The organism is Actinoplanes sp. NPDC023714, assembly GCF_040639855.1.
Taxonomy (GTDB): Bacteria; Actinomycetota; Actinomycetes; order Mycobacteriales; family Micromonosporaceae; genus Actinoplanes.
On sequence record NZ_JBFAAR010000016.1, the window covers coordinates 38,387 to 65,356 of the forward strand.

Below are 26,970 nucleotides of genomic sequence, written 5' to 3' on the forward strand. Positions count from 1 at the left end.
TCTCCTTCACACGATGTTCAACTCGGGGCGGGTGCCGGCCGCGGTGAACCGGTCCGCGCTGAATCCGCTGACGTCGACGAACGGCTCCCGGCGCAGGTAGAGGTCGCGCATCACCTCGCCGACGGCCGGGCCCATCAGGAAGCCGTGCCCGGAGAAGCCGGTCGCGTACAGGAAGTTCCCCTCCCGGCCGATCAGCGCGTTGTGGTCCGGGGTGTTCTCGTAGAGCCCCGCCCATCCGCTCGCGATCCCGACGTCGGCGAGCCGCGGCGCCCGGCGTTCGATGGCGGCGGCCAGTCCCGGCAGCCAGGCGTCGTCGCGGTCCAGCCGGAAACCGGGCGTCTCGTCCGGATCGGACATGCCGAGCAGCAGCCCGCGGCCCTCGCCGTGGAAGTAGAACGTCGTGCCGAAGTCGATGGTGAACGGCGTGTGCGGATCCAGCCCGGCGACCGGCTCGGTGGTCAGGATCTGCCGGCGCAACGGGGTCACCGGCAGGTCGACGCCGGCCCACCTCCCGATCTCGGCGGACCACGCGCCCGCCGCGCACACCACGGTGGGTGTGGTGATGGTGCCGGCTTCCGCCCGTACGGTGAAAAGCTCTTGATCGTGCTCGAGGCCCGTCACGGCACAGTGCGGAACGAGGGTCGCGCCGAACCGGCGGGCCGCCGTGGCATAGCCGAGGATGACCGATTCCGGCGTGCAATGCCCGTCGATGGGGGAGTAGGCGGCGGCCAGCAGATGATCGGTGGCGATCAGGGGTGAGAGCCGTTTCGCCTCCGCCACACCGATCATCCGCGAGGGAATGCCCAGGTCGTTCTGCAGGGCCACGTTCGCCTCGAACGCCGCCACGTCACCCGGATCGTCGAGCAGGAAGAGATAGCCCACCCGCTTGAAGTCGATCTCCTGACCGAATCTGTTCGGAAAGTCGGCGAACGTCTCGAGGCTGCGAGCCCCGAGCGCGATGTTGACCGGATCCGAGAACTGCGCCCGGACCCCGCCCGCGGCCTTGCAGGTCGAGCCGGATCCGAAGGCGTTCCTGTCGAGCAGCACCACGTCCCGGACGCCGGCCTTGGCCAGGTGATAGGCGGTGCTGAGCCCCATCACCCCACCGCCGATGATCACGACGGCGGCGCGGGAGGGCAGGGGGGAAGAGGGCATCACGGTCCTCCAGCCTTTCCCGTGATCCTCATCCGCGCGGGGGTGATAAATCAAGGCGTGCGGCTTTTGAAGCGTCGGCTTCGTCAAGGCGTTCGGCGCAGCAGGAGCCAGGCGTCGGCGGGGAAGAAGCGGCGGGCGATCGTCCATGCGATGCGGGAGTAGTACGGTCTCGCCTGCTCCTCGGTGAGGATGCGCGGGTCGGTGACCCGGTGGTCGGTGCCCTTCGACGTGATGATGCAGGAGCCGGCGGCCTGGACGTTGCGGACCCAGTTCGTGCGGGCGCCCCACGGCAGGTTGATGACGAAGCCGTCCGGGGTCGCGATGACGACGACCGGGACGGCCAGATCGCGTCCGGACTTGCGGCCCCGATGGTGCACGACCGCCCAGGGCGACCAGCGGCGGCCGGCGAGCTTCACGACGGTGGGCGTGGTGGCGCGGACGAGGTTCATGCGCCCATCGTCCCGCTTCGCCCGGATGGCGCACTTCCCCGGGATCCGTCAGCCGGTGTGGCGGTTTTCCGTCATGCCTTCCCGCGCGCGCAGTGCGTAGAGCACCGCATCGGTCCGGCCCCGGGCGCCGATCTTGCGGTAGAGGTTGCCGAGGTGGCGTTCCACGGTATGGACGGCGATGCCCAGCTGGCGGGCGATCTCGGCGTTCGAGTCGCCGGCGGCCAGCCGGCTCAGCACATCGTTCTCGCGCGGGGTCAGAGCCGGGGCGGCCGGCTTCTCCTGGCGGGCGAGGCCCGGCCGCACGAAGTCGGTGATCAGCCGCAGGTCGGTCGCCGGGTCCTCCATGAACAGCGTCGGCGTCGACCCGGGGCGCTCGACCAGCCGGGCGTCGGGCAGCGCCGCGGCGAGCCGGCGGAAGACCTCGGGCTCGATCTGCTGCTCGCCCTGGCGGTGCATCACCAGCGTGGGCGCCCGGACCGCGGCCAGCTCCCCGGTGACGTCGATCTTCTCGGCCGCGTCGAACCAGGCCCGGGCCACCGGGGCGGTGGTGGCGGTACGGAACGCCTCGGCCGTCCACCGGCCCGACGGCGCCGCGTCCCAGCCGAGCCAGGCGGTCGCGGCCGCGTCGGCGAACAGCCCCCAGTCCTGGTCGATCAGGGACAGCAGCGCCCTCGTCTGCGCCGGCCGCATCGCCTCGCGCATCCGCGGCGCCCCGCCGAACAGCACGAGACGCTCGACCGCCGACGGGTTGCGGGCCGCGAAGGCGATCGCCGTGGCGACCGAGTGGTAGTAGCCGAGCAGCGACGCCCGCTCGACGCCGGCGTGGTCGAGGACCGCCCGCAGGTCGCGCAGGTGGGCCTCCACCCCGAGGTCGCCGAGGTCGATGTCGCGGTCCGAGCTGCCGGTGCCGCGGCCGTCGTAGAGGATCACGGTGAGGTGTTGCGCGAGGCCCTCGTACGCCGCTCGCAGCCAGGAGATCCGCCACTGCGCCACGATGTTGCTGAGCGACGGCATCCAGACGAGGACCGGCCCCGCCCGAACTTCTGATAGCCGATCGTCACGCCGTCCCCGGTACGCGCGAAGCGCAGGCTCTCCACCCCCGGATCATTCCTCCTCCGACGGATAGGCCTCAACCCCGCGCCCCGCCCGCCGATGAAGCTCAGGATGCGCGCGTTCTTCCTGCTCTTCGCGGCCGCCGCCATGATCACTTACGTGATCGCGGGCGACGGCCGGCCGGTCGTGCAGCTGGTGATCGTCGCGACGCCGCTCCTGACGTTCGCGTACGCGCTCGCCAGCCGGCGCCTGCCCCGCCACCGGCCGTGGCTGATCTCCGTCGGCGGCCTCATCCTGCTGCTGATCGGCCAGCTCACCTGGCCGGGCTGGCTCGACGGTCACCTCGGCAGAGCCGAGGGCACACCCGCGGAACTCACCCTCTCCGCTTCCCACGGGCTCTTCCTCATGGGTACGGCGATGGCCCTGCGCCGCCGCCTCGCCTCCGACGCCAGTGGTCTGCTCGACGCGGCTTTGCTCGGACTCTGCGCCGGCGGCCCGCTCTGGGTGTGGGGTGTGCAGCCGCATCTGCCGGCGGACGTGTCACCCGTCGGCCTCCTGCTCCTCATGATCGACGTGTTCGCGATCTCCGGGGTGATCGGCTGCCTGGTCCGGATGGGCGTCGCGCGCGGCCCCGGCCGGGACTCGATCGTCTACCTGCTCCTCACGGCCGTGCTCACCCTGACCGCGCTGGTCACGGGACGGCCCGAGCCCTTGCTCATGGCGTTCCTCACGATCGCCGGAGCCCCGATCCAGCGCGACGCGGCCGCGGTGACCGAGCCGCTGCGGGGTGCGGCCGCGCCCGCCACGAGCCGGTTGACGCTCCTCTGGCTGGCCGTGGCGCTCTGCGTGAATCCGCTGCTCTCCGTCGTACAAATCCTCCGCGGAACCGACACCGCCAGCCTCATGCTCCCGGTGGGCACCCTCCTGGTCATCCCGCTCGTGCTGCTGCGCTTCCATCGGCTCGCGGTCCAGCGCGAACAGGCCGAACGAACCCTCGCTCACCAGGCCACCCACGACGAGCTGACCGGCCTCCGCAACCGCCGCCACATGATGGCCTCGATCGACCGGGCGCTGGCCGGCGGCTCCGCGGTCTCCGTGCTGCTCTGCGACCTCGACGGTTTCAAGCCCATCAACGACAGGTACGGCCATCTGGTCGGCGACGAGGCCCTCAAGGTCGTCGCCGCCCGCCTGTCAGCGGTCACCCGCCCCGCGGATGTGGTCGGCCGACTGGGAGGCGACGAGTTCCTGGTCGTCTGCGAGGAGGGCTCCCCGTCCGAACTGGCCGCCCGGATCCGCGAGACGCTGAGCCTGCCGATGTCGCTCTCGATAGGGGTCGTGTCGATCGGAGTTACCGTCGGTTTCGCCTCGGCGCCGCCCGGCTCCGCTCTCGACCGAGACACGCTGGTGGCCGAAGCCGACGCGGCGATGTACGCCGGCAAGTCAGCCCGAGCAGCCTGAGTCGGCCCTCGAAGCTTTCGGCCGGCTCCCGCCTTCGGCCCTCGGAACTCGCGGCTGGCTCTCGCCTTCGGCCCTCGAGGCTCCCGCCGTCGGCCCTTGAGGATCGCGGCTGGCTCGCGGCTGGCTCCCGCCTTCGGCCTCGGGGCCACGACCTAGCCTCCTAGGACGCCATTACCCTTGCGTCCCGGCGAGCCCGCCGCTCGGCGACCGCTGCAGGACCGCGACCTAGTCTCCTAGGATGCCGCCAACCTTGCGTTCCGGCGAGCCCGCCGCTCAGTGACAGTCGCAGGGCCGCGACCTAGCCTCCTAGGATGCCTGGAGTCGCGTTTCCTTCTGGGTGCCGATGGGCTGACCGGAGACGGCGAAGGGCGCCCCGGCTTGCTGGATCATCGCCTGCCGGAGCGCCCTCGGAGCCGGAACGACGGGTCACGGCCAAGCAACACCCGTTCCTCGACGTATGCTCCCGCAGTTGCAAAGCTTTTGCAACAAGCGACCCTAGACCCGACGCAGGACGGAGACGACCTTGCCGAGGATCACTGCCTCGTCGCCGTCGATCACGTCGTAGGCGGGGTTTCGCGGCTCGAGGTGCACGTGACCGCCGCGGCGCTGGAAGACCTTCACCGTCGCCTCGTCGTCGATCATGGCGGCCACGATGTCGCCGTTGTAGGCGTCCGGCTGCTGGCGTACCACCACGATGTCGCCGTCGCAGATCGCTGCGTCGATCATGGAGTCGCCCTGGACGCGGAGGCTGAAGAGGGTTCCCCTGCCGACGAGGTCGCGGGGGAGGTTGAGCATCTCCTCGTCGGCGGCGGTGTCGGCGGAGGCGAGGATCGGCGAGCCGGCCGCGATGGTGCCGACCAGCGGCACGCTGACGTTATCCGCGGAGATTTCGGATTTGTCGGAGTCGAGGAACATCCGTACGTCGATCGGACGGGTCAGCGAACTTCCGCGGCTCAGGAAACCGTACTCCTCCAACAGCCGCAACTGCCTGCCGACCGTGGAGGGCGACAAGCGCACCGCCGCGCTGAGTTCGCGGGTGGAGGGCGCGTACCCGTACTTCACCGCCCACTCCTGGATGACCGTCAAGATCTTGCGTTGCCGGTCGCTGAGCGCGGAGGTGTCGTGGAGCGGGGAATCGTCGAGGTGCACCCCGAGATCTTGCCTTATCGCCCGATACGAGCACGCCGCGGCACGCTGACGAGGGCGGGAACGGCGGAAACGAGTACGACCACCGCGAACCGTCGCGGTGGTCGTACCCAAGAAAGGTCTTCCGATCAGGACTTGAAGGCGTCCTTGATCTTCTTGCCGGCATCCTTGACGCTCTCGCCGGCCTGCTTGAGGTGCGACTCGCTCTGGTCGGCCCGGCCCTCGGCCTCGAGGCGCTCGTCGTCCGTCGCGCGGCCGACACCCTCCTTGACCTTGCCGCCGAACTCCTCGGCCTTGTTGTCCACCTTGTCGTCGAAAGCCATGGAAGGAACCTCCTAAGTCTGTTCCGTACGGAAGTTCTGGTACCCGGCAGCGCAAATCTCTAACGTCACGCACCGTGATAGAACAATCGCCCCAATCCGACCGTGAAGATCGTGATGCGAGGACGATGAAGGCGCCGACCAGGCCGTAGAAGACCAGCACATGCTCGACGATCAGCCAGATCACACCGCAACCCAGCCGCGCCGGGTTAACGCGCCCTAGCGCGGGTGGAACGCGAACGGGTCGGGCAGCTCTCGCCACGCCTCGAAGCCGTCGGCCAGCTCCTCGTCGGTGAGCAGGCACGCCGTCAGGGTCCGGTCGAGCGCCTCCGCGTCCAGGTCGACGCCGATGAAGGCGAGCTGGTGGTGGCGGTCGCCGTAGTACGGATCCCAGTCGAGGGTGGCCGCGATCCGCCGCTCGGGATGAACCTCCGGCCACGACGAATCGGGCAGATCGGCCAGCCAGCCGCCCGCGCCCTCGATGCGCAGCACGCTCGCCGACTCCCAGGACAGCACCATCTCGGGGCGGCTCGCCAGCCAGAAGTGGCCGCGCGAGCGGATGACCCGGCCGGTGATCTGTTCGAGGGCGGTGTGCAGCCGGGCCGGGTGGAACGGTCGCTTCTGCCGGAACACGCTGGCCACCACGCCGTCCACCGCGATCGGCTCATGCACGCCCACCGAACGCCCGCTCAGGCCCCGCACCACCGGCATCAGCGGCGCACGATGGCTCGTCGGGCGGCACAGGTCGGCGCCGGGCTCGTCGCGGACCGTCGCCCACGGCGCCAGCCGACGCACGAGTGTCCGGATCTGATCGGCTTCCCAGGGCTCGTCGCCCTCCGGGCGACCGGTCACGACCACCGCGTCGGCCTGCTCTATCTGCCGTGCGACCAGGTCCGCGATGCGTCGATCATCAAGAGCGTTCGCGTACGGGTCGACCGAGCACACCGGATTGTCGTCGGCCAGCCCGTCGAGGAGCAGGTCGGCCGCCACCGCCGTGCAGAGCATGCCCAGCGTCACGTCTTCGGGGACGTCCGATTCCGACCAGGCGATTCGGAGCTCGTCCGGTTCGTACCTCTCGGGCAGCAGCGTGACCAGCGACGGCGCCGGCGCCCGCCGCGCCTCCTTGACCACCACGGTGATCAGCGCCTGCGGGGCGAGGCCGGTGGCCCGCAGATCGAGCACCGCCGAACCGTCGAACCGCTGCGCCGCCGCGTCGGTGGCGTGCGGCCAGAAGCCGGCGAGCGGGGTGACAAGCGTCGTCATGTTCTCAGGCGCCATGAACGGATCTTGCCGTGTCCGGCCCGCCGGCGGCTCCCCCGGAACGGTGTGCCACCCGACACAGCCGGCCGAATCCGCCCACTCGCCGGCCCGGCCCGCGACGCGGCTGCAGCCCGTGGTCGGCCCGTCGGTCGGCTGCAGTCCATGGTTCGCGGAGCGGGCGTGAGGCGGCCATGTGCTGCAGCCGGTCGCACGGTCGACTCCGGCCCGAAAGCCGGGCTGTACCAGAGAGCGGCATTTCGGGCGCTGACCCAGCCGTGGTGTTCAGCCAGTGCGGGTTGGCTGTACGGGAGAGCGGCATTTCGGGCGCTGACCCAGCCGTGGTGTTCAGCCAGTGCGGGTTGGCTGTACGGGAGAGCGACATTTCGGGCGCCGACCCAGCCCTGGTGTTCAGCCAGCTCCGGTTGGCTGCACAGGAGGGTGGCAAATCGGACGCGCGGACAGCCCTGGCGTTCAGCCGGGCAGTCAGGCCGCCGCCGCGTGGGACCGGCGGTGGTGGGAGAGGTGCTCGTGGTGATCGTCGCCCGGGTGGGTTGCGGGGTCGACGTGCACGGTGGCGCCGGTCAGGCGCGGGATGTGGTGGGTCAGCTGGTGTTCGGCGTCGGCGGCGATCTCGTGGGCGGCCAGCAGGGTCAGGCCCGCGTCGACGACGATGCAGGCCTCGGCGTGCAGGTGGTGGCCGATCCAGCGCAGCCGCAGGCCGGAGACGTCGCGGATGCCGGCGACGGCGCGCAGTTCGCTCTCGGCGTGGTCGACGAGCGCGGGGTCGACCCGGTCCATGACGCGGTGGTAGACCTCGCGCGCCGCGTCCTTCAGCACGAACGCGATCGCCGCCGTGATGACGAGCCCGATGACCGGATCCGCCCATCCCCAGCCGAGGGCGGCGCCGCCCGCCGCGAGGACGACGGCGAGTGAGGTGTAGCCGTCGGTGCGGGCGTGCAGGCCGTCGGCGACCAGGGCGGCCGAGCCGATCCGGCGGCCCACGGTGATCCGGTAGCGCGCCACGATCTCGTTGCCGGCGAAGCCGATCACGCCGGCCGCGGCCACCCAGGGCAGGTGCGTGATCGTCTGCGGGTCGACCAGGCGGTTCACGGCGAAGAACGCCGACGCCACCGCGGACGCGGCGATCACCGCCACGATCAGGATGCCGGCCAGGTCTTCGGCGCGACCGAAACCGTACGTATAAGCCCGGGTCGCCGCCCGCCGGCCCAGCCAGAACGCGATCGCGAGCGGCACCGCGGTCAGCGCGTCGGCCACGTTGTGCACGGTGTCGCCGAGCAGCGCGACCGAACCGGAGAACGCCACGATCGACGCCTGCAGCGCGGCGGTCACACCGAGCCCGGCCAGCGAGATCCAGAGCGCGCGCAGGCCCTCGCGGGACGACTCGAGAGCGCTGTCGACCTTGTCGGCGGAGTCGTGCGAGTGCCGTGCGAACGGGTGGTGGTGATGATGACCGGACACAGCGTCACCCTAACCCCGGTACTAGGCATGCGACAACGTTGCTACTGCCAATGACGTGCAGAAAGGGATATGATCATGGGTGTCTTTCGTGCTCTTTCCCGGTCGCCATCACCTGTTGACCCGTTTCCAGGCGGACTATCTACACCAACTGGCCGGCCAAAGAACCATCGTCTGGGCGGTCACCTCCGCGAACCACGAGAACACCCGGCGGAACCCCGTTCCGTACCATCGCCGGGAAGCCGCGATCGAGCGCCTCAGCGCGCAGACCGGGCTGCGCTCGCTCGTCGTCCCGATCTTCGACACCGCCCCGACCGACGCGTTCGCCGAGGTCACGCTCAAGACCATCACGGTGGCGACGGGCATCGAGCTGACGCCGGAGAACACGATCCTCGCGTGTTCCACCCCCGAGGTCTCCGACCTCTACCGCAAGCTCGGATTTCCGGTCGCGCTGGTCGAGGCAGACCCTTCCTTGCGTACGATCCCCGCCCGTCCCTGGGATGTCCTGCTGCGCCTCGCGGCGGGCGACGAGGAGTGGCGGAAGCTGGCGCACCCCGCCACCATCGACGTGTTCGAGCGCTACCGGCTGGTCGAGTCGATCCGCGCCGTCGTGAACGACCCGCTCGTCGGCGACGAGGGCGGGCTCACCGCGACGCGGGACTACCGGACGTACGTGGAGGCGTTCGCCGACGCGGCCGACCGCAAGTGGAAGGCGGTCCGGCAGTACGTGCAGCCCGGCCGGATCGTCGACGTCGGCTGCGGGGCCGGCTCGCTGCTCGAACTCGCCGACCGTGAGCCCGCGCTGCACGAGAGCGACCTGATCGGCGTCGAAGTGGCCCGGCACCTCTACCAGGAGTGCGTGCACAAGAAGGCGCAGGGCGTGTTCCGCAACGCCAACGTCTACTTCTACCGGCGCAACGTGCTCGGCGGCGCCATCTTCGCGGACCGGTCGATCGACACGACGCTGACGTTCGCTCTCACCCACGAGATCTGGTCGTACGGCCGGCAGCGCGAGTCCCTGCTCCAGTTCGCCCGCCGCATCTTCGAGCACACCGCACCCGGCGGCGTCTGGATCAACAGCGACGTGTGCGGCCCGGCCGACCCGCGCAAGTCCGTCATCCTGCGCCTGACCACCGACGACGGCGCGAACCCGGCCGAGCCGCGCCGCGACCTGGCCGGTCGTGACACCGCGGAGGTACGGGAGTACGTCGGCGGCCTCTCCACCCGGGCACGCCTCGACCAGTTCGCCGTCGACTTCGCGTTCCCGTGCGCGTTCGAGCCGGTGGGCGACGACGCGGTGCGGATCGAGCTGGCGGCCGCGATGGACTACCTGACGCGCAAGGACTACACCGACAACTGGCTGTCCGAGACGCACGAGCAGTTCTGCGGCCTGAGTTTCGCCGAGTGGTCGGAGCTGCTCGCCGAGGTGGGCTTCACCCTCGACCCGGCCTCGGGTCCGCTCCGCAACGACTGGATCGTCGAGAACCGCATCGCCCCGGTAGCCTCGCTGACCGATCTCGACGGCCGCCCGCTCGAATGGCCCGACACACACCTGTTCACCGTGGCCCGCCGCCCCCGCAACGGCTGAGGAAGCCGGCCCGCCGCCCCCGCAACGGCTGAAGAGGGGGCGGCCGGTCGCCCGTACACATCAAGGGTTAAGCCGCCTTGGCGAGGGCCTCGTATTCGTCGTCGGTGAGCTGGACGTCCGCGGCCGCAAGGTTCTCCTCCAGGTGGGCCACCGAGGACGTGCCCGGGATCGGCACCATCACCGGCGAGCGGCGCAGCAGCCAGGCCAGGGCGAGCTGACCGGTGGTCGTGCCCGGGTGCGCCTTCGCGACCGTCTCCAGCGGACCGCCCGGGCGAGCCAGCGTGCCGGCGTCGACCGGCGCCCACGGGATGAACGCGATGCCCTCCGACGTGCAGTAGTCGAGCAGTTCCTCGGCACGGCGGTCGCCCAGGTTGTACCGGTTCTGCACGGACGCGACCGGCAGTCCGGCCGCCTGGGCCGCCTTCACCTCCTCGACCGACACCTCGGAGAGACCGACCTGCTTCGCCAGTCCCTCGTCGAGGAACGCCTTCATGACGCCGAACTGCTCATCCCGCGGCACCTGCGGGTCGATGCGGTGCAGCTGCCACAGGTCGATCTGCTCGACGCCGAGGCGGCGCAGCGACAGCAGGATGCACTGCCGGAGGTATTCGGGCCGGCCGACGACCTGCCAGATGTTCGGGCCGTGCCGGGTGAAGCCGCCCTTCGTCGCGATCACCACGTCGCCGTAGCCGCTGCCGTCGTGCAGCGCTTCCCGGATCAGGTTCTCCGACACCTCCGGCCCGTAGGAGTCGGCCGTGTCGATGAACGTGACCCCGAGCTCGGCCGAGCGGCGCAGCACCCGGATCGACTCGTCGTGGTCGCGCGGCGGCCCCCAGATGCCGTCGCCGGTGATCCGCATGGCGCCGAACCCCAGCCGGTGGACGCTCTTGCCGCCCAGGTCGATGGTGCCGCTGTTGGAAAGAGTCATGAGTTCACATCTACCCCCTGTCCGGTGATCCGCCCCCGCGAAGTTGACGAGTCTCACCCCGGGAATAGATCGCGTCCCGCAGCCGCCGCGCCTCCCTCACCAACCGCGTCGAGCCGGGACCCGCAGCGAACTCGTCAAGCGCGGGAATCGGCCAGACCATCGCGACCTCGCAGCCGAGCGCGAGAAGATCGGCGAGCCCACGAGGAGGCGCGGAAAGGAGCACCGGCAGCGCGGCGGCGATGACGTCCCCGACCGCGCGCGAGGCGCCGGCCCGATGAGCGTCGGTGAGGGCGAGCACGGTCCGGTTGAGTTTCACGAACCCGCGAACCGCGAGGTCACCGAGATCCCGCCCGACGACCGACCCGAAGGACGCGCCGGGCTCGGCCGCCATCAGCAGGAACGCGTCGACCGCGGCCGTGCGGTCCACCTCGTGGCGAGCGCTCAGCGCGTATGCCACAGCCAGCGACATCGCCGCCCCGAACGGACCGTCCCGCTCGGCCAGCGCCGGCAGCAGGGTCGCGCCACCCCGCTGGTCCCGGTCGGCCAGCTCGGCGAACGAGGACAGCGACCACGCCGCGCTCACCTCCCGATGATGGGGGAGTGCCGCGGCGAGCAGCGACGCGTTCGTGATCCAGCGGCGGGCGTCGAACGCGAGCACCGGATAGCGCGTCAGCGTGAGCAACTGCTCCTCGACGGCCGGCCGCCCGGGCCGCGCCGGAGTCAGATCGACGACGATGCGAGCGGGCGGGCCGCCCTTCTCCGCCGACTGCACGAGCCGCGTACTCATCGGATCCGGCAATCCACCCCCGGCCAGCCATGCGGAAAGCTGTCGCCCGGCCGCACACGTCAGCTCTCCGGCCACCGACGCATCGGTCCCGCGCGGCAGCCGGATCAACGCCTGCTCGAAGTCGATCGGCCACGGCTCCCACCCCTCGGCGGCTGCTTGCCGCAGCCGGGCCACGAGCGTTTCAGCTGCGAGATTCCCGTCCCGGTGGGTGGGTGTCGAGAGGAGCAAGGGTACGGGGGACCGCCGCACCCGCGCGGCCACCTCCGCGACCCGCAGATCGAGGAGCCGGTCGGGCGCACCACCGACGACCGGTTGCGGATCGCCGGGCTCCCCGGAACCGTCCGGGGCGAGCAGAACGTGCAGCGCCAGGTTGAGGTGCCGGTAGCGCGGCAGCAGCGGCCACCGCATCTCGCTGATGTCCCCGTCGTATTGATCCAGCAGATGCCGCAGCGGCGCCAGATCGTCCGAATGCCGGAGGGCGGCCGGCGAATCGCCGCCGGGCCGCTGGATGGGCTCGGGACCGGTCGAGGGTCTCAGGGTGACCAGCGCGGCCAGGATCCGCTCCCAGCGCTCGGCCGTCTCGTCGTGCCGCAGGGCCGCGATCTCCCCGGCCAGCTCGGCCACGCCGGTGATCGGCGCGGGCATCGGGCCGGCGGCGAGCCGGGCCGGCAGCGGGACGACCGGCGCGGGGACGGGCTCGGCCGCAGCCAGGATGGCGGCCACCTCGGCGGCGCGGGACGGGTCCCGGCGGGCGGCGGTGGTGAGCCAGGCACGCTGTCGCTTGACGAGGCCCTTCTCCTTGCGGACCAGCACTGCCTCGCTGATCTCCAGCAGCAGAGTGAGGTCGATGCCGGTGGCCCGCAACGTCTCCTGCGCCAGGGAAGCGACGGTGGACGGTCCGACGGTGAGCATCCGGGCGTAATCGCCGGTGAGGGCCGCCACCTCGCCGGCCGTGGGCGCCAGGGCCTCGTGCAGCTCGAGGAAACCGCGCAGATCGGACGGCCGCCCGCCACGAGCCAGCCGGTCGACGGTCGAGCCGAGAACCACCTTCCGATCGAGGCGTCCGCCGACGGTCAGTTCAGCGATGACGGCGGTGAGGCGCGGCTGCTCCCGCCACGCCTCGATGGACGGGTCCCCGACCGTCGCCGCCGACAGGGCGGAGCCCAGCTCGTCGAACTCGAACAGGGCGGGCAGCATCACGTCGAGGTGGGTGAGGTTCGTCCGGCGCAGGTTGCTCAGCCAGCCGCGGACCACCGCCGGCGTGACCGGGGCCGTCGTGCCGGCCTCGGTCATCAGCGCCGCGATCAGGGGCCAGCCGGCGCGCCACGGGTCGTCGCGGTCGAGCTTGGTGAACAGGCGACGGCCCAGGTCGGCCAGCCACGGCAGCCGGCGGGCGCGGGCGATCCCGGCGGCGCTGCCGACCGGGATCTTCGCCCACTTGCCGCGCATGTCGGGCCGCAGCAGCAGCGACGCCGTGCGGGCCGCGGACGGCTGGCTCGCGAGGACGGCGAGGCCGCGCGCGCCGCTGGGATCGGAGCGCGACCACCACCAGTCCTCCGGCCGGATCGACTCGAACCGGGCGCGCACCTCGGCGCCGAAGGCCAGGCGCTGCTCCTCGGACGCTTCCAGGAGCAGCGCGGTGACCCCGGCGACGTCGCCGCCGCGGGCGCGCTCATCAAGGACGTCCCACGTGAGACCAGCGGACTCCCGGCTGAGATCGATGGACATGCCGCAGAACCTAGCGGGACCCCCCGACAAGAACCGGCATCGCTTCCGTGAGCATGGCGTGCCAATCCGGGAGCGGATCCACGCCGGTCCCGGCCCAGGCGTCGTGGCCGAGGACGCTGTAGGACGGACGTTTTGCGGGCCGCACGAACTTGTCGCTCGTGGTCGGGCGCACCCGCTCCGGGTCGAGGCCGGCCAGCGCGTACGCGGCCCGGGCCAGGCCGAACCAGGTGGTCGAGCCGGCCGCGGTGCCGTGGTAGACGCCCGGCGCAGCGGAGGAGCGGGCCAGTGCCACCAGCTGCCGGGCCAGGGCGTACGACCACGTGGGCGGGCCGACCTGGTCGTCGACCACGTCGACGGTGTCCCGGGAGGCGGCCAGGTTCAGCATGGTGCGCACGAAGTTCGGGCCGTGCTCGCCGTAGAGCCAGGCGGTGCGCACGACGTAGCCACCGGCCGCGAGGACCGCCTGCTCGCCGATGGCCTTGCTCCGCCCGTACGCATTGATCGGGTTTTGCGGGGTGTTCTCGGCAATGGGCGCCGATGCCGTCCCATCGAACACGTAGTCCGTAGAAATGTGGACGAGCCGGTCACCGGCCACCGAGGCCAGCCCCGCGACGGCATCACCGTTGATCGCCGTGGCGGCGGACTCGGACGACTCCGCGGCATCCACGTTCGTCCAGGCAGCCGCGTTGATCACGACATCCACGCCGTCGAGCGCCGCCCGCACGCCTGACAAGTCGGAGATGTCCAGGTCGGCCCTGGTCAGCGCGACGACATCGGCATCGGCCAGCACCGACTGGAGATCCCGCCCCAGCATCCCACCGGCACCCAGGATCACCCAGCGCATCAGAGGGCGCTCCGTGCCTTCAGCGGCTCCCACCACGCCCGGTTCTCGCGGTACCAGGCGACCGTCGCGGCGAGTCCTTCGTCGAGCGTGACCTGTGGTTCGTACCCGAGCTCGCTCTTGATCTTGTCAATGGAGAGGGAATAGCGGCGGTCATGTCCCTTACGGTCAGCGACCGGCTGAACACTCTCCCAGTCGGCGCCGCACGCGTCGAGGAGACGGCCGGTCAGCTCCCGGTTGGAGAGCTCGGTCCCGCCGCCGATGTTGTAGACCTCGCCGGCCCGGCCCTTCTCCAGCACCAGCTGGATGCCCCGGCAGTGATCGGACACGTGCAGCCAGTCACGGACGTTGCCGCCGTCGCCGTAGAGCGGCACCTTCTTGCCGTCCAGCAGGTTCGTGACGAACAGCGGGATGACCTTCTCCGGGAACTGATGGTGACCGTAGTTGTTGGAACAGCGCGTGACGACGACGTCCATGCCGTGCGTGCGGTGCGCGGCGAGGGCCATCAGGTCGGACGCGGCCTTCGAGGCGGCGTACGGCGAGTTCGGCGCGAGCGGCCAGGTCTCGGTCCACGACCCCTCGTCGATCGAGCCGTAGACCTCGTCGGTGGAGACGTGCACGAAGCGCCCGACGCCGGCCGCGCGCGCCGCGTCGAGCAGGACCTGAGTGCCGAGCACGTTCGTCGTGACGAACGGCACAGCGGAGTTGATGGATCGGTCGACATGTGATTCGGCGGCGAAATGGACCACCACGTCGTGACCGGGAAGCAGGTCACGCAACAGGTCGGAATCGGAAATGTCGCCTTGAACGAATTGGAGTCGGGGATCCGACACCGGGAGGTTCGCGCGATTACCCGAATAGGACAACAGATCCAGAACGGTCACCGAGGCTCCGGCTGCCCCCGGGAACTCGTCCTGCAAGAGGGCCCTCACGTAGGCCGATCCGATGAAGCCGGCACCACCGGTTACGAAAATCTGCACGGGTGGGGAGTGTAGACGCTGGCGCCCACTGTTTAGGGTTCCCCGGTGCGCGGAATCTTGCTGGCCGGAGGTACCGGCTCCCGACTCTGGCCGATTACCAAGGCCATGTCCAAACAGCTAATGCCCATCTTCGACAAACCGATGATTTACTATCCGCTGACCACTCTGGTATCGGCCGGGATCCGCGAGATCCTGGTGATCACCACACCGGAGGATCAGCCTCACTTCGAGCGACTGCTCGGTGACGGTACGCAGTTCGGCCTCGAGCTGACCTACGCCCAGCAGCCGAAACCGGACGGGATCGCGCAGGCGTTCCGCATCGGCGCCGACTTCATCGGGGACGAGCCGGTCGCCCTCATCCTCGGCGACAACATCTTCCACGGCGTGGGCCTCGGGCGACAGCTGTCCCGGTTCGATCAGCCGGACGGCGGCCGGGTCTTCGCCTATCCGGTAGCCGACCCGGAACGCTACGGAGTCGTCGAGTTCGACGAATCGGGCAAAGTGCTCTCGATCGAGGAGAAGCCGGCGAAGCCCAAGTCGACCTATGTGGTGCCGGGCCTCTACTTCTACGACGCCGACGTGGTGGAGATCGCCGCGAAGCTGACGCCCAGCGCCCGCGGCGAGCTGGAGATCACTGCGGTGAACGAGGAGTACCTGCGCCAGGGCCGGCTCGACGTGACCGTTCTCGACCGTGGCACGGCGTGGTTGGACACCGGCACGTTCCAGTCCATGGTCCAGGCCTCGGAGTACGTGCGGGTCATCGAGGAACGCCAGGGCTTTAAGATCGGCTGCGTCGAGGAGGCGGCCTGGCGACTCGGTTTCATCTCCGACGACCGGCTGCGCGAGCTGGCTGACCCTCTGCTCAAGAGCGGTTACGGCCAGTATCTGATCCGTCTTCTGGAAACCGGAAGATACGGGGGAGTCCTATGAAAATCCGGCCACTGACCATTGAGGGCGCCTACGAGGTGACGCCCGTCCAGCACCGCGACGCCCGGGGCACGTTCCTCGAGTTCTACCGCTTCGATCACCTCGCGGCGGCCGTCGGCCACCCCCTGAATCTCGCTCAGGGCAACATCTCCGTCTCGGCGCGTGACGTCGTGCGCGGGATCCACTTCGCTGACGTCCCGCCCGGGCAGGCGAAGTATGTGACGTGCGTCAAAGGCGCGGTGCTGGATGTGATCGTCGACATCCGGGTGGGGTCGCCGACCTTCGGCGCGTGGGAGGCGGTGCGCCTCGACGACGAGGAGCGCAGGGCGGTGTACCTCGCCGAGGGCCTCGGTCACGGCTTCTGCGCGCTCACCGAGGGCGCCACCGTGTCCTATCTGTGCTCGGCCGAGTACCGCCCCGGCCACGAGCACGGCATCCACCCGCTCGACCCCTCCCTGAACATCTCCTGGCCTGCGGAAACGCCGCTCCTCTCGGGCAAGGACGGCGAGGCGCCGACGCTCGAGGAGGCCCGCACCGCCGGCCTTTTGCCCCGTTATGACGAATGCCGTGACCATGTCGCAACGCTGCGTCAGAATCACGACCGTGCATCGTCCTAAGTGGCCGATTGACCGCCCGCGCGGCGGGTGTTAGCCGGGGCCGCCGGAAGCGGTTCCCGGCGCGGATGTGGGATGATCCATCACGGCTTTTCGGTATCGTCCGATTCGGATGTGTTGCCCTGCTATGGCGTTCGCCCTCATCCGATCCGCCATTCTCGTCGAACGGAAAGATGTAGCGCGATCGTGCGTGGGTCAGCAGTCTGTCTGGTGTGTCGCACGGGTTTCCACCCAAGGGGAATTTCGGTCTGATGTCCCACTCTCCAGGCATCTCGGCCATGCCGGGTGAATCGGACGTAAGGTTGATCGCAGTCGATACGGGGGCATGAGCGTGCAAACAATCGAATCAGTGGAGACGCTCGATCTCGCTGAGGAGGCACGGCAGCTCAAGGCCGGTCCCCGCGCCACCAAGGCCCGCGCCAGCTGGCAGAGCCGCTACACCCGGCGACTCTGGGTCATCGATTTCGTCGTCGGCCTCTGTGCGGCCTCCTGGGCCCTGGTCCTCCGTTTCGGATCGACCGGCACCGAGCCCTACAACCGCGGCTACCTGATCATCACGGCGCTTTTGCCATTGGCGTGGATCGCATGCCTCGCGATGAACCGGGCCTATGAGCCACGCCACCTTTTCGTCGGCACCGACGAGTACGCCCGGGTGTTCCGTTCCGGATTGGCGCTCACGGCCGGCCTCGCCATTGTTTCCTTCTCGTTCGACCTTCGTTTGGCGCGCGGTTACGTGATTATCGCGATGCCGCTCGCGATCGCCGTCGACATCTTCGCCCGCTACGTGTTCCGGCAGATGCTGCACCGCTCCTGGGCGCGCGGCGAACGATTGAACCGCGTCATTCTCGTCGGTCACGAGCGCGCCGTCGCCGACATGGCCCGCCGGCTGCGCCGTGAGCGTTTCCACGGCCTCGGCGTGATCGGCGCCTGCCTGCCGCCGGGCGTGACCCGCAGCCGCTTCGTGGACGGCCTCCCGCCGATCTACGGCACCTTCGACGGCGTCGCCACGGCGGTCGCCCGCTCCGACGCCGACACCGTCGTCGTCCTCTCCTGCCCGGAGATCGACGGCCCGGCCCTGCGCCGCCTCGCCTGGCAACTCGAGCGCGACGAGATCGACCTGATCGTCGCGAGCACCCTCGTCGACGTGGCCGGCGACCGCACCACGATCCGCCCGGTCGACGGCCTCCCGATGCTCCACGTCGAACACCCGCGCCTCAAGGGCAGCGCCCGATTCGTGAAGAACCTCTTCGACCGTGTCGGCGCCCTCCTGCTGCTCACCGTGATCTCACCGTTGCTCGCCGTGGTCGCCGCGCTCGTCGCCTTCGGACCCGGCGGCCGCGGCCCCGCGATCTTCCGCCAGGAACGAGTGGGCAAAGACGGACAACTCTTCGTGCTCTACAAGTTCCGCACGATGGTCGTCGACGCCGAGGCGAAACTGGCCGAACTCAAGGCCCTCAACGAGCACGACGGCGAACTCTTCAAGATCCGCAAAGACCCCCGCGTCACCCCGATCGGCCGCTTCCTGCGCCGATACTCCCTGGACGAGCTGCCCCAGCTGGTGAACGTCCTCAAGGGCGACATGTCGCTGGTCGGCCCCCGCCCGCCGCTCGCTGCCGAAGTGGCCGGCTACCCCGCCGACATGCGCCGCCGCCTAGTGGTCAAACCCGGTCTCACCGGCCTCTGGCAGGTCTCCGGCCGCTCCGACCTCTCCTGGGAGGAATCGATCCGCCTCGACCTCACCTACGTCGAGAACTGGTCGATGGCCATGGATCTCGCCATCCTCGCCCGCACGGTCAGCGCGGTCGTCCGGAGCTCCGGCGCCTACTGACGGTCACGTGGTGGGTGCGCCCTTTTCAGGGGTACGAAGATTAGCGGCCGCTCCCAACCGCACCACAACCGTCCCCGGCCCACGACGCGGGCTTTCTGCCGGGTGAAGGCCGTTGAGCGCCTTTCGCTATCGCTGCATCGGTCACCCCTGACCAGTCCCAGCCGCCCCAGCCCTTCGCGGGCGACGGCTCCTACCCCCACCGGGTCACGCCGGCTGCAGCCGGACCGAGGGGACTGCGGGCGGCGAGTGTGTGGCCGGGACGCGGGGGAGGGGTGGCGGTAGCGCTTCGGCTGGTGGGGGAGTGGTCAGGGGTGACCATGCACCGATAGCGAAAGGCGCTCGGCGGCCTTCACCCGGCAGGTGCCCGCGTCGTGGGCCGGGGACGGTTGTGGTGCGGTTGGGAGCGGCCGCTCACCTTCGTACCCATGTAAAGAGGAAGAGGGACGGCGGCCGCTCGTGCGGGGGTGCGGGCCGACGAACGGCCGCCGTGTCTGGAGCCCCTTGAAACGATCAGGAAGGGGAGTTGGCGGGGGTGAGGGCGCTCTGCGGCGGGCGCGGCTCGTCGAGCTCGGGCCAGCCCGCGGCCCAGGTGCGGCGCTCCTGCCAGACCTTGGGCCAGTCGACGCCCCGGGAGCGGTCGCGGCCGACTATCGCCTTCGCCAGGCCGCGCCAGGCCACGCCGGTCTTCATCAGGGCGATGGCCAGGCCGGCGCGAGGGCGGGACCAGTGGCGGCGGGCGTAGGTGGCCTTGCCGCGCAGGATCTTGATGCGCTGGCCCTCCGAGCTGGAGGAGGCGCCGCCCACGTGGATGACCGACGCCGAGGGTACGACGACCGGGCGGGCGCCCAGGGCGGCGGCGCGCGTGCAGAGGTCGATGTCGTCGCTGTAGAGGAAGAAGATCGGGTCGAAGCCGCCGAGGCGGTTGAAGAGTCCTCGTTCGATCAGCATGGAGCAGCCGGAGACGGCGGGGACCTCGCGGACGGTACGGCGGTCGTAGCCGGGCAGCAGCTCCGGGTTGGCCCACGCCCTGCCCGGGAAGACCGTGGAGAGGCCGGTCGCGAAGCAGAAGTTGCTCCACACCGTCGGCAGGCCCCAGCAGGAGTACATGTCGTCGGTGCCGTCCGGGTGCAGCGTGCGGCCGGTGTAGATGCCGTGCTCGGGGTGGGCCCGGGCGAACTCGAAGAGTGCGGCGACCGGGTGGCCGACCGGCGCGGCGTCCGGGTTGAGCAGCAGCAGGTGGCTGCCTTCGCTGGCGGTGGCGCCCCGGTTCACGGCGCGGCCCCAGCCGACGTTCTCGGTCAGGCGGATGAGGCGGACCTCGGGGAACGCGGCCGCGATGTGGTCGGCGGAGCCGTCGTGCGAGGCGTTGTCGACGACCGTCACGTCGAAGCTGACGTCCGGGGTGCGGCTGTCCAGCAGCAGGCGCAGGCAGCGCCGGGTGAGCTCGCTGGTGTTGTAGGAGACGATGACGACGGAGACGTCAGGGGTGGTCACCGAGCGTCACCTTTCCGGAAGCGGCCGACAGTGGACGAGGACAGCAGGCGCACCGCGAACGGCACGTCGTGCAGCAGGTAGCGCTTCGCGAGCCGGCCCGGCTCGGACAGCAGCCGGTGCACCCACTCGAGGCCGGTGTCCTGCATCCACTTGGGTGCGCGCCGGTGCGTGCCGGCCACGAAGCCGATCGCCGCGCCGCAGCCCATGAACCAGGCGTTCGGCAGCAGCGGGCGCAGGCGTTCGATGACGCGCTCCTGCTTCGGGAAGCCGAGGCCGACGAAGACGAAGTCGGGTTTCGCGGCGGCGACCTCGTCGAGCATCGCCTGGTATTCGTCGGGCCGCTGATCGAAGCCGTAGGCCGGGCTGAGGTGCCCGATCCCCAGGGAAGGATGACGGTCCCGGAGAACGGCGGCGGCCTGCGAACCCGCGCCCGGTTCACCACCGAGCAGGTAGATCGAGCGGCCGGTCGCGGCCATCGCCGCGGAGATGCTCCAGATCAGGTCGGAGCCGGCGACGCGCTCCGGCAGTGGGTTGCGCTCGATGCGGCTCGCCCAGATCAGCGGCTTGCCGTCGGCGACCACGACGGTCGAGGACTCGACGTGCGCGCGGGCCTCCGCGTCGGAGCCCGCCAGCCGGAGAATGTCCACATTGGGGGTGATGATGCGACCGCCCTTGCCCGCCGACAAGTCACCCAGAACGCGATTGACCACATCTTCTTGGTGTAAAGGGTCGAATCCGACACCCTGGAGGACGACTCGATTCCGTTGGGGCGCAACGGTTTCCTGGGCACTAGACACATGGAGAACCTACCGGCGTCCCGCCACTGGCAAGAGCGACGAAACGATAGACGGTTCCCTCCGTTCGACGGGTTGCCTCATCCGATCGGAGCCGTGACGATCACACGCGTGTCTATCAGCGTCATCATGCCCGCTTACAACGAGGCCGCCGGAATCGGCCGGATTCTCTCCGATTTGCTGGGGGATCCCGACTTCGGTTCCGACATCGAAGTGATCGTCGCTGCCAACGGATGCACCGACGATACGGCCGATGTGGCCCGATCCTACGGCGTGCGTGTGATCGATATCGCAACGCCGTCGAAGACCGCCGCGTTCAACGCCGCCGACGCGATCGCCACCGGTGACGTACTGATCTATCAGGATGCCGACATCCCGGTCACGGCGGCACTCCTGCGTCAGCTCGCCGCGGCGGTCGCCGAGCCCGGCATCGAGGCCGCCGTCCCGGGCCGGGAGATCGACGCGTCCGGTTCGGCCTGGCCGGTCCGCGCCTTCTACGCGATCAACGGCCGGCTGCCCGTCTTCAGTCGCCGGCTGTTCGGCCGCGGCGTCATCGCGCTCTCCCGCGAGGCCCGTTCGCGGTTCGACCGCTTTCCGGAGATCACGGCCGACGACATGTTCCTCGACGCGATCGTGGCGGCCTCCGAGAAGGCCGAGGTCGCGACGCCGGTCCGGGTGGGTGCTCCCAAGACCTCAAGCGATCTTGTACGTCGTGTCGCGCGTGCGCGAGACGGCAATGCCGAGTTCTGGCGTTACGTGGACGCCGGGGCGGAGGGGCACGTGCTCGCCCTCGACCCGGTGGCCGGGCCCAACCAGTGGGCGTGGCTCGGCTCGGTCGTGCGCCGCAAGCCGGCTCTGCTGCCGTCGGCCGTCTGCTACGCCGGGATCGTGGCGCTGGCCGAGGCGAAGCGGCGGTCGCCGGGCTGGGATGTGAAGTCGGGATGGGGCCGGCCGGCCGCGCCGATCCCGCGCCAGCGGTCCGGGGCGCACGACGAGACGAAGGTGCGGGAGAAGTGAGCGGGGAGCAGCAGCAGGGCGGCGGGCGTCATCGTCGGCCGAAGGCGGTCGGTGTGGCCGTGGGGGTGGCACTGGGAGTGCTGCTGGCGACCGGGGCGGTGGCCGCGACGCGGTTCGTCGGGTCGCCGGAGTCCTCGGGGGATGAGCCGGCGGCGTTCGTGCAGCCGTCGGTGACGGCGGCGTCTGCCGGGCCGTCACGTGAACCGTCGCCGACGCCCGGCAAAACGTCCAGATCGCCCTCGAAGAAGGCCTCTGCGAAGCCGTCTCCCTCGAAGTCGAAGAAGACGTCGGGCTACCCCGGCCCGGACGACACCGGCGTCCCGGAGGGCACGAAGCTCAGGACCGTCGGCGAGGTGACCATCACGAAGGCCGGCACGGTCCTGGAGGGCGTCAAGGCCAAGTGCGTCATCGTGCGGGCCAGCAACGTGACCGTCCGCAAGTCGCTGATCCGCGGCGGCTCGTGTGGCAGCGCCCGGCAGTTCGAGGTCGCCGACAACGTCAAGAACGTGCTCATCGAGGACGTCGAGATCGACGGCGCGAAGGTGCACGCGCGCGGCGCCGGCCTCGGCGGCTCCGGCTTCACCTGCCGCCGGTGCGACATCCACGGCATGGCCCGCGGCGTGCAGCCGAACGACAACGTGGTGATCGAGGACTCCTGGATCCACGACCTCTACGGCACGAGCAACAGCGAGAACGCGGCGTTCCAGTCGAACGGCGGCTCGCACCTGGTGATCCGGGGCTCGAACCTGGAGATGAACGAGGTGCCGTTCGGCGGCATGGCGCTCGCGCTGATCGGCGACTACGCGGTGCTCGACGACATCCTGGTCGAGAACAACCTGTTCAACGGCGGTGGCAGCTACGCCATCTGGGCCGGTGACGCGGCCGACGACAAGGACCCGAAGTTCAAGGCGCGCAACACCCGGTTCCTGAACAACGCGTTCGGCCGGAAGATCTACCCGAAGTGCGGCTACTACGGCCCGGTGGCCGGCTGGGACGGCTCGATGCCGGGCAACAGGTGGTCGGGCAACCACTGGCTGGACAGCGGCAAGAAGATCGTCGCCTGATCTCCCCGCCGCCGTCCAGGCGTCCTGGCGTCCTATGCCGGGATCTTGTACACGTGGTGGCCCCAGCCGTCGAACTCGTCGGTGAACGTGCCGGACGCGTCCGCCTTCACCGTGCGGTTCTCGCCGACCACCTCGACCGTCGCGCCGGCGGCGGCCGCCACCGTGAAGGACGCGTCGCCGCCGTTGCCGGTGTTCTCGGCGGCCACGACGTACGTGCCCTGCTTGTCCGCCCGCAGCGTCGCGTCGGCGCCCTTCGCGGTCAGCCCGGCCGGCTGGCGCTGCGCGTTCAGGATCGGCGCGAGGGACTGCACCTCGGCGTTGACCCGGGTCACCGTCTTGACGGTTTCCGGGTGGTCGAAGAGGCCGTCCTCGGTGAGGCCGCCCTTGAAGAAGTCGTGCACGAAGTAGACGATGCCGTTCGCGCCGTGCGCCAGCATGCTCCAGACCGCGGCCTCGACGGCGGCCGGCTCGATCGTCCCGTCCTTCGAGAACGGCGGCCAGTTGCCCGGCGCGTCGGCGAACGGGTGCCCGGTCTCCACGAAGCCCCACGCCGGCTTGGACGCTCCGCACAGGTTGCGGGTGTTCGTCACGGCCTGCCCGTAGTAGTTCGGCAGGTGCTTGTCGGCCGGTTCGTACCCGTCCGTCGCGGCGTAGTAGTCGGAGGACGAGATGTCCACCTCGGAGCAGTACTGCTTGAGGCCGGCCTCGTCGTCGTGCGCGCCGACCCACGGGTAGAGGGCGAACGCCTTGCCCCAGTTGTTGTAGATCGGGCGGCTCGGGTCGAGCGCCTTGATCCGCTGGGCCTGTTCGGTCACCTCTTTCGGCGTGATGTGCTTCGGGTTGGTGCTCATGTCCTGCTCGTCGCCGAGGTGGTAGCCGGTGAGGCCCTCGGTCTCGGCGAGCGATCCGTCCATCACCGCGGCGGTGCCGACCTCGTCGCCGGCGAAGACGTACAGGCCGTCTTCACGCAGTGTTCTGAGCCGCGCCGCCGAGTCTTCACGGGTGGGGAACTCCCACTGCCCGAGGAACGTGTTGATGCCGGCGTTCTTGTAGTTGACCGAGTTCTTCTTCCCGTCGCGCTCGCGGTTCGGATCCTGCAACCAGACGCCGATCGGGAAGAAATCCGGTGAGGAAGGCAGGCTGTTCGGCCACTTCTCGTAGTACGACGGGACGAATTCTCCGCTGTCCGTCAGAGGCGCCGCGGCCTTCGGGGCATCGCCCGACACCGGTGCCGGGTCCTCGTCGTCTCCGCGGGTGACGCTATAGATGCCCACTGTTGCCGCTACCACAGCAGCAGCTGCGACGAGGCCGATTTTCCGGGCGTGTTTCATGCAATCATTCTCCGGTGCATCGTGTGGGAAGGCCGGCAGGACCGGGGCCGCTGCAAAGGCGCGGCGGGGCCAGATGATCGCCGCGGGAGCGTTGCGGCATCATCCCATCTCGGAGGTCGGTGCCCGAACTGTAGCGGGCAGACTGCCGGTTCGACGGACATCCGTCCGGACCAGATTTGACTAGTGTCGGGGTTCGGACTTCCTCCCGGAGGTCCGGGTGCGCTGCTTCCATCATGGGCGAGAGAGCCGTGACGGCAAGATTCCGGTGAGAGGGTAATAGTGGACTTTTGGGACCTGACGCGGCTGGTTCTACGACGCTGGTACGTCGCCGCGCCAATGCTCCTGCTGACCATCGGCGGCGCGGCGTGGACGTTCACCAGTGTCGAGCCCGACTACATCGCCACCGCCCACGTTCAGCTCGTCACCCCGTCGACCGTTCTGCAGACCCCGGACACCAAGGTCAAGACACCGACCGAGGTCGCCCGTAACCCCTGGCTGGACCTCGGCCTCGGCGCGCTCAGCGCGGCCGGCTCGGTCACCGTCCAGGACCAGGAGATCGTCGAGCAGCTCGAGGCCGCCGACCTCAGCACCAACTTCACCGTCGAGACCAGCAACCAGGTCCCGCTGGTGACGTTCGAGGTGGTCGGCAGCTCGAAGGAGGAGGCCACCAAGACGGTGGACTTCCTCGCCAAGAACTTCGACAACAACGTGCTCGCCCTTCAGGAGTCCTACGGCGCCCCGAAGAACGAGATGATCAGCACGAAGCGCCTCGACCTCGGCAGCAACGTCACCGAGTCGACGTCGAAGGTGAAGCGTGCCCTGGTCGCCGTCGCCGGCGCCGGTCTGCTGCTCACCGCCGCGCTGACCATCTCGGTCGACGCCTACATGCGCCGCCGCAACCGCCGCAGGGAACTGCTCGAGGCGGGTCCCGAGGCGCCGGCCACCACCGAGACCTCGTCGCCGGTGCCGGTGCAGCGCAACGGCAGCTCGGCCGCCCCGCAGCCGGTGCAGCCGATGCAGTCGGTGCAGTCGCTCGCCGACCGGGCCGGTCTGGACCGGACCGTGCGGATCACCGCGCCGACCATGTCCCGGGCCGGGAGCACGCCGGTCAACGGCGCCGCGAACGGCGGCGCCGCTCCGGCCGCGAACGGCGGCGAGGCGAAGAACGGCATCGACGCGCCCAAGTCGCCGCCGCCCGCCGACGCCACGATCGTTCTGCCCAACAACATCTACGGCGGGATGTACGGACGGCGTGGTGAGAACAAGGATCGTCAGTGAGCCTGAGCACCGCCCCGCAGCTCGCTGATCTGGAGCCGTCGTTCGTCGGCTCCCGGACCTACGCCACGCGCCGGCGGTTCATGCGGCTGGACGCGGGTGTCCTGCTCAGCCTCATGATCTGCCTGCTGACGCTGATCCCGGCGTCGCTGATCCTCCCCGGCATGACCGACGTCGGGCGCCCGGCGCTCGTCGTGGCCCTGCTCATGTGGTTCTGGTGGATCGCCGCGAAACTCAACCCGAACCTGGTGATGGTCGGGCCGAACCCGATCCGCTTCGCGGTCCTGGCCTACGTCGTGGCGATGCTCGTGTCGTACGCCGTCGGCTTCCTGCGCGGCCTCTCGGTCATGGAGGCCAACGGCGCCGACCGGGCGCTGCTGATGATGCTGGCCTTCACCGGCGTGATCCTGATCATGGCGGACGGCCTGCCCAACTGGGAGCGCCTCAACGGCGTCCTGCGGGTCTTCGTCTGGTGCTCGGCCTTCATGGCGGTCGTCGCGATGTTCCAGGCCGTCCTCAAGCTCGACGTCACGCAGTACCTGATGGTGCCCGGCCTGCAGCCCAAGGGCTACATGCCGGACTTCGAGACGCGGGGCGCCGCGATCCGGGTGGCCAGCACCACCGGTCACTACATCGAGATGAGCGCGTGCATGGCGGTCGCGCTCCCGCTGGCGATCCACTTCGCGCGCTTCTCGGTCGAGAAGTGGCGGCGGCGCCTGTTCCTCGTCGCGGCGCTGCTCGTCGCCGCGGCCATCCCGCTCACCATCTCCCGCACCGGCGTCGTGGCCGCCGGCATCGCGCTCGCCGCGATGCTGCCGGTCTGGGGCTGGCGCATGCGCTACAACATCTTCGCCATGGGCGTCGGCCTCATGGGCGTGCTCATGGTGGCCAAGCCGGGCCTGCTCGGCACCATCCGTGACCTGTTCACGGGCGCCAACGAGGACACCAGCATCCAGGCCCGGACCGATCGGTACGGCATGGTCGGGCACTACTTCGCCCAGCGCCCCTGGCTGGGCCGCGGCACCGGGACGTGGATCCCGCCGCAGTACCAGATCCTCGACAACCAGTGGCTGACCCTCGCTCTCAACGGCGGCATTCTCGGCGTCGCGGCCCTGGCCGCGCTGCACGTCACGGCGATCACGCTGACCGTGATGGCCTGGCGCCGGTCCGGCAGCGAGGAGCAGCGGCACCTGTGCGCCGCCCTCATCTCGGCGCAGCTCGGCGCGTTGTTCGTGGCGGCGTTCTTCGACTCGCTGAGCTTCAGCACCTACGCGACGGTCATCTCACTCATGATCGGCGCCTGCGCCACCGTGTGGCGCTTCACCCATCCCTCGCATGAGGTCCGCACCTCGCGGTCGCGGGGTCTCGGAGACTGACTGCGCCGCCTCGTCACGAGGTGGCCAAAAGGACTACCGGCCCCGGCCGGTCGTCGTGATCATAAAAACCTGCTGAAGGTG

Annotated in this window: 23 protein-coding genes; 9 read left to right on the forward strand and 14 right to left on the reverse strand. The window is 69.9% G+C overall.

Annotated features, from left to right (window positions below):
• Positions 1 to 6 precede the first annotated feature (6 nt).
• The 3 genes from AB0G10_RS41140 to AB0G10_RS41150 form a co-directional block, all read right to left on the reverse strand.
• Positions 7 to 1,155: an FAD-binding oxidoreductase gene (locus AB0G10_RS41140; RefSeq protein ID WP_360935280.1), complete on the reverse strand. Its 1,149-nt coding sequence runs from the start codon at positions 1,153 to 1,155 to the stop codon at positions 7 to 9.
• An 83-nt stretch (positions 1,156 to 1,238) separates the two neighbouring features.
• The gene (locus AB0G10_RS41145; protein ID WP_360935283.1) at positions 1,239 to 1,604 is read right to left on the reverse strand and encodes a nitroreductase family deazaflavin-dependent oxidoreductase; all 366 of its coding nucleotides are present in this window, start codon (positions 1,602 to 1,604) and stop codon (positions 1,239 to 1,241) included.
• A 48-nt stretch (positions 1,605 to 1,652) separates the two neighbouring features.
• Entirely contained in the window at positions 1,653 to 2,618 is a 966-nt protein-coding gene (locus AB0G10_RS41150; protein WP_360935286.1) for an alpha/beta fold hydrolase, read from the reverse strand.
• Positions 2,619 to 2,768: 150 nt separating this feature from the next.
• Here AB0G10_RS41150 and AB0G10_RS41155 point away from each other — a divergent pair, with 150 nt between their 5' ends.
• Positions 2,769 to 4,115, forward strand: coding sequence for a GGDEF domain-containing protein (locus AB0G10_RS41155; RefSeq protein ID WP_360935289.1), 1,347 nt, complete (start codon positions 2,769 to 2,771; stop codon positions 4,113 to 4,115).
• A gap of 495 nt (positions 4,116 to 4,610) precedes the next feature.
• Here the strand turns inward: AB0G10_RS41155 and lexA are convergent, their stop codons facing one another.
• The 4 genes from lexA to AB0G10_RS41175 form a co-directional block, all read right to left on the reverse strand.
• Positions 4,611 to 5,264: a transcriptional repressor LexA gene (gene lexA / locus AB0G10_RS41160; protein WP_360935292.1), complete on the reverse strand. Its 654-nt coding sequence runs from the start codon at positions 5,262 to 5,264 to the stop codon at positions 4,611 to 4,613.
• 125 nt (positions 5,265 to 5,389) lie between these two features.
• Positions 5,390 to 5,584 (reverse strand): CsbD family protein, encoded by a 195-nt coding sequence (locus tag AB0G10_RS41165; RefSeq protein ID WP_360935295.1) that lies wholly within the window; start codon positions 5,582 to 5,584, stop codon positions 5,390 to 5,392.
• Between the two features lie 216 nt (positions 5,585 to 5,800).
• Positions 5,801 to 6,859 carry a GTP-binding protein gene (locus tag AB0G10_RS41170; protein ID WP_360935298.1) on the reverse strand — a complete coding sequence of 353 codons (1,059 nt, stop codon included), beginning with the start codon at positions 6,857 to 6,859 and terminating at the stop codon, positions 5,801 to 5,803.
• A gap of 465 nt (positions 6,860 to 7,324) precedes the next feature.
• Positions 7,325 to 8,320 (reverse strand): cation diffusion facilitator family transporter, encoded by a 996-nt coding sequence (locus tag AB0G10_RS41175; protein WP_360935301.1) that lies wholly within the window; start codon positions 8,318 to 8,320, stop codon positions 7,325 to 7,327.
• A 115-nt stretch (positions 8,321 to 8,435) separates the two neighbouring features.
• Here AB0G10_RS41175 and AB0G10_RS41180 point away from each other — a divergent pair, with 115 nt between their 5' ends.
• Complete coding sequence (locus AB0G10_RS41180; RefSeq protein WP_360935304.1) at positions 8,436 to 9,905, forward strand: class I SAM-dependent methyltransferase; 1,470 nt, start codon at positions 8,436 to 8,438, stop codon at positions 9,903 to 9,905.
• A 67-nt stretch (positions 9,906 to 9,972) separates the two neighbouring features.
• Here AB0G10_RS41180 and AB0G10_RS41185 read toward each other — a convergent pair whose 3' ends face one another.
• Genes AB0G10_RS41185 through rfbB form a run of 4 tightly spaced genes read right to left on the reverse strand, consistent with a single transcriptional unit; the run spans position 9,973 to position 15,169 of the window.
• Complete coding sequence (locus AB0G10_RS41185) at positions 9,973 to 10,833, reverse strand: aldo/keto reductase (protein WP_360935307.1); 861 nt, start codon at positions 10,831 to 10,833, stop codon at positions 9,973 to 9,975.
• Between the two features lie 10 nt (positions 10,834 to 10,843).
• Positions 10,844 to 13,348, reverse strand: coding sequence for a hypothetical protein (locus AB0G10_RS41190; RefSeq protein ID WP_360935310.1), 2,505 nt, complete (start codon positions 13,346 to 13,348; stop codon positions 10,844 to 10,846).
• Positions 13,349 to 13,358: 10 nt separating this feature from the next.
• Entirely contained in the window at positions 13,359 to 14,192 is an 834-nt protein-coding gene (gene rfbD / locus AB0G10_RS41195) for a dTDP-4-dehydrorhamnose reductase (RefSeq protein WP_360935313.1), read from the reverse strand.
• Entirely contained in the window at positions 14,192 to 15,169 is a 978-nt protein-coding gene (rfbB, locus tag AB0G10_RS41200; protein ID WP_360935316.1) for a dTDP-glucose 4,6-dehydratase, read from the reverse strand. Before rfbB ends, rfbD begins: the two co-directional genes overlap by 1 nt.
• A 45-nt stretch (positions 15,170 to 15,214) precedes the next feature.
• On the opposite strand from rfbB, the gene rfbA reads away from it, so the two are divergent.
• From rfbA to AB0G10_RS41215, 3 genes are all read left to right on the forward strand, one after another.
• Positions 15,215 to 16,099 carry a glucose-1-phosphate thymidylyltransferase RfbA gene (gene rfbA / locus AB0G10_RS41205; protein WP_360935318.1) on the forward strand — a complete coding sequence of 295 codons (885 nt, stop codon included), beginning with the start codon at positions 15,215 to 15,217 and terminating at the stop codon, positions 16,097 to 16,099.
• On the forward strand, positions 16,096 to 16,713 hold the full coding sequence (rfbC, locus tag AB0G10_RS41210) for a dTDP-4-dehydrorhamnose 3,5-epimerase (protein ID WP_360935321.1): 618 nt from the start codon (positions 16,096 to 16,098) through the stop codon (positions 16,711 to 16,713). The genes rfbA and rfbC overlap by 4 nt, the downstream gene beginning before the upstream one ends.
• Positions 16,714 to 17,035: 322 nt before the next feature.
• The gene (locus AB0G10_RS41215) at positions 17,036 to 18,538 is read left to right on the forward strand and encodes a sugar transferase (RefSeq protein WP_360935323.1); all 1,503 of its coding nucleotides are present in this window, start codon (positions 17,036 to 17,038) and stop codon (positions 18,536 to 18,538) included.
• A 510-nt stretch (positions 18,539 to 19,048) separates the two neighbouring features.
• Here the strand turns inward: AB0G10_RS41215 and AB0G10_RS41220 are convergent.
• Both AB0G10_RS41220 and AB0G10_RS41225 read right to left on the reverse strand, forming a co-directional pair.
• On the reverse strand, positions 19,049 to 20,032 hold the full coding sequence (locus tag AB0G10_RS41220) for a glycosyltransferase family 2 protein (protein WP_360935326.1): 984 nt from the start codon (positions 20,030 to 20,032) through the stop codon (positions 19,049 to 19,051).
• Complete coding sequence (locus AB0G10_RS41225; RefSeq protein WP_360935329.1) at positions 20,029 to 20,679, reverse strand: WecB/TagA/CpsF family glycosyltransferase; 651 nt, start codon at positions 20,677 to 20,679, stop codon at positions 20,029 to 20,031. Before AB0G10_RS41225 ends, AB0G10_RS41220 begins: the two co-directional genes overlap by 4 nt.
• 276 nt (positions 20,680 to 20,955) lie before the next feature.
• On the opposite strand from AB0G10_RS41225, the gene AB0G10_RS41230 reads away from it, so the two are divergent.
• Positions 20,956 to 21,843: a glycosyltransferase gene (locus AB0G10_RS41230; RefSeq protein WP_360935534.1), complete on the forward strand. Its 888-nt coding sequence runs from the start codon at positions 20,956 to 20,958 to the stop codon at positions 21,841 to 21,843.
• The gene (locus AB0G10_RS41235; protein ID WP_360935332.1) at positions 21,840 to 22,907 is read left to right on the forward strand and encodes a hypothetical protein; all 1,068 of its coding nucleotides are present in this window, start codon (positions 21,840 to 21,842) and stop codon (positions 22,905 to 22,907) included. Before AB0G10_RS41230 ends, AB0G10_RS41235 begins: the two co-directional genes overlap by 4 nt.
• 32 nt (positions 22,908 to 22,939) lie before the next feature.
• Here the strand turns inward: AB0G10_RS41235 and AB0G10_RS41240 are convergent, their stop codons facing one another.
• A complete protein-coding gene (locus AB0G10_RS41240) occupies positions 22,940 to 24,133 on the reverse strand; it encodes a beta-galactosidase (protein ID WP_360935335.1) in 1,194 nt (397 codons plus the stop codon).
• Positions 24,134 to 24,574: 441 nt separating this feature from the next.
• On the opposite strand from AB0G10_RS41240, the gene AB0G10_RS41245 reads away from it, so the two are divergent.
• Both AB0G10_RS41245 and AB0G10_RS41250 read left to right on the forward strand, forming a co-directional pair.
• Positions 24,575 to 25,516, forward strand: a complete 942-nt coding sequence (locus tag AB0G10_RS41245; RefSeq protein ID WP_360935338.1) for a hypothetical protein — start codon at positions 24,575 to 24,577, stop codon at positions 25,514 to 25,516.
• Positions 25,513 to 26,889, forward strand: a complete 1,377-nt coding sequence (locus AB0G10_RS41250; protein WP_360935341.1) for an O-antigen ligase family protein — start codon at positions 25,513 to 25,515, stop codon at positions 26,887 to 26,889. Before AB0G10_RS41245 ends, AB0G10_RS41250 begins: the two co-directional genes overlap by 4 nt.
• The last annotated feature ends 81 nt before the right edge of the window (positions 26,890 to 26,970 follow it).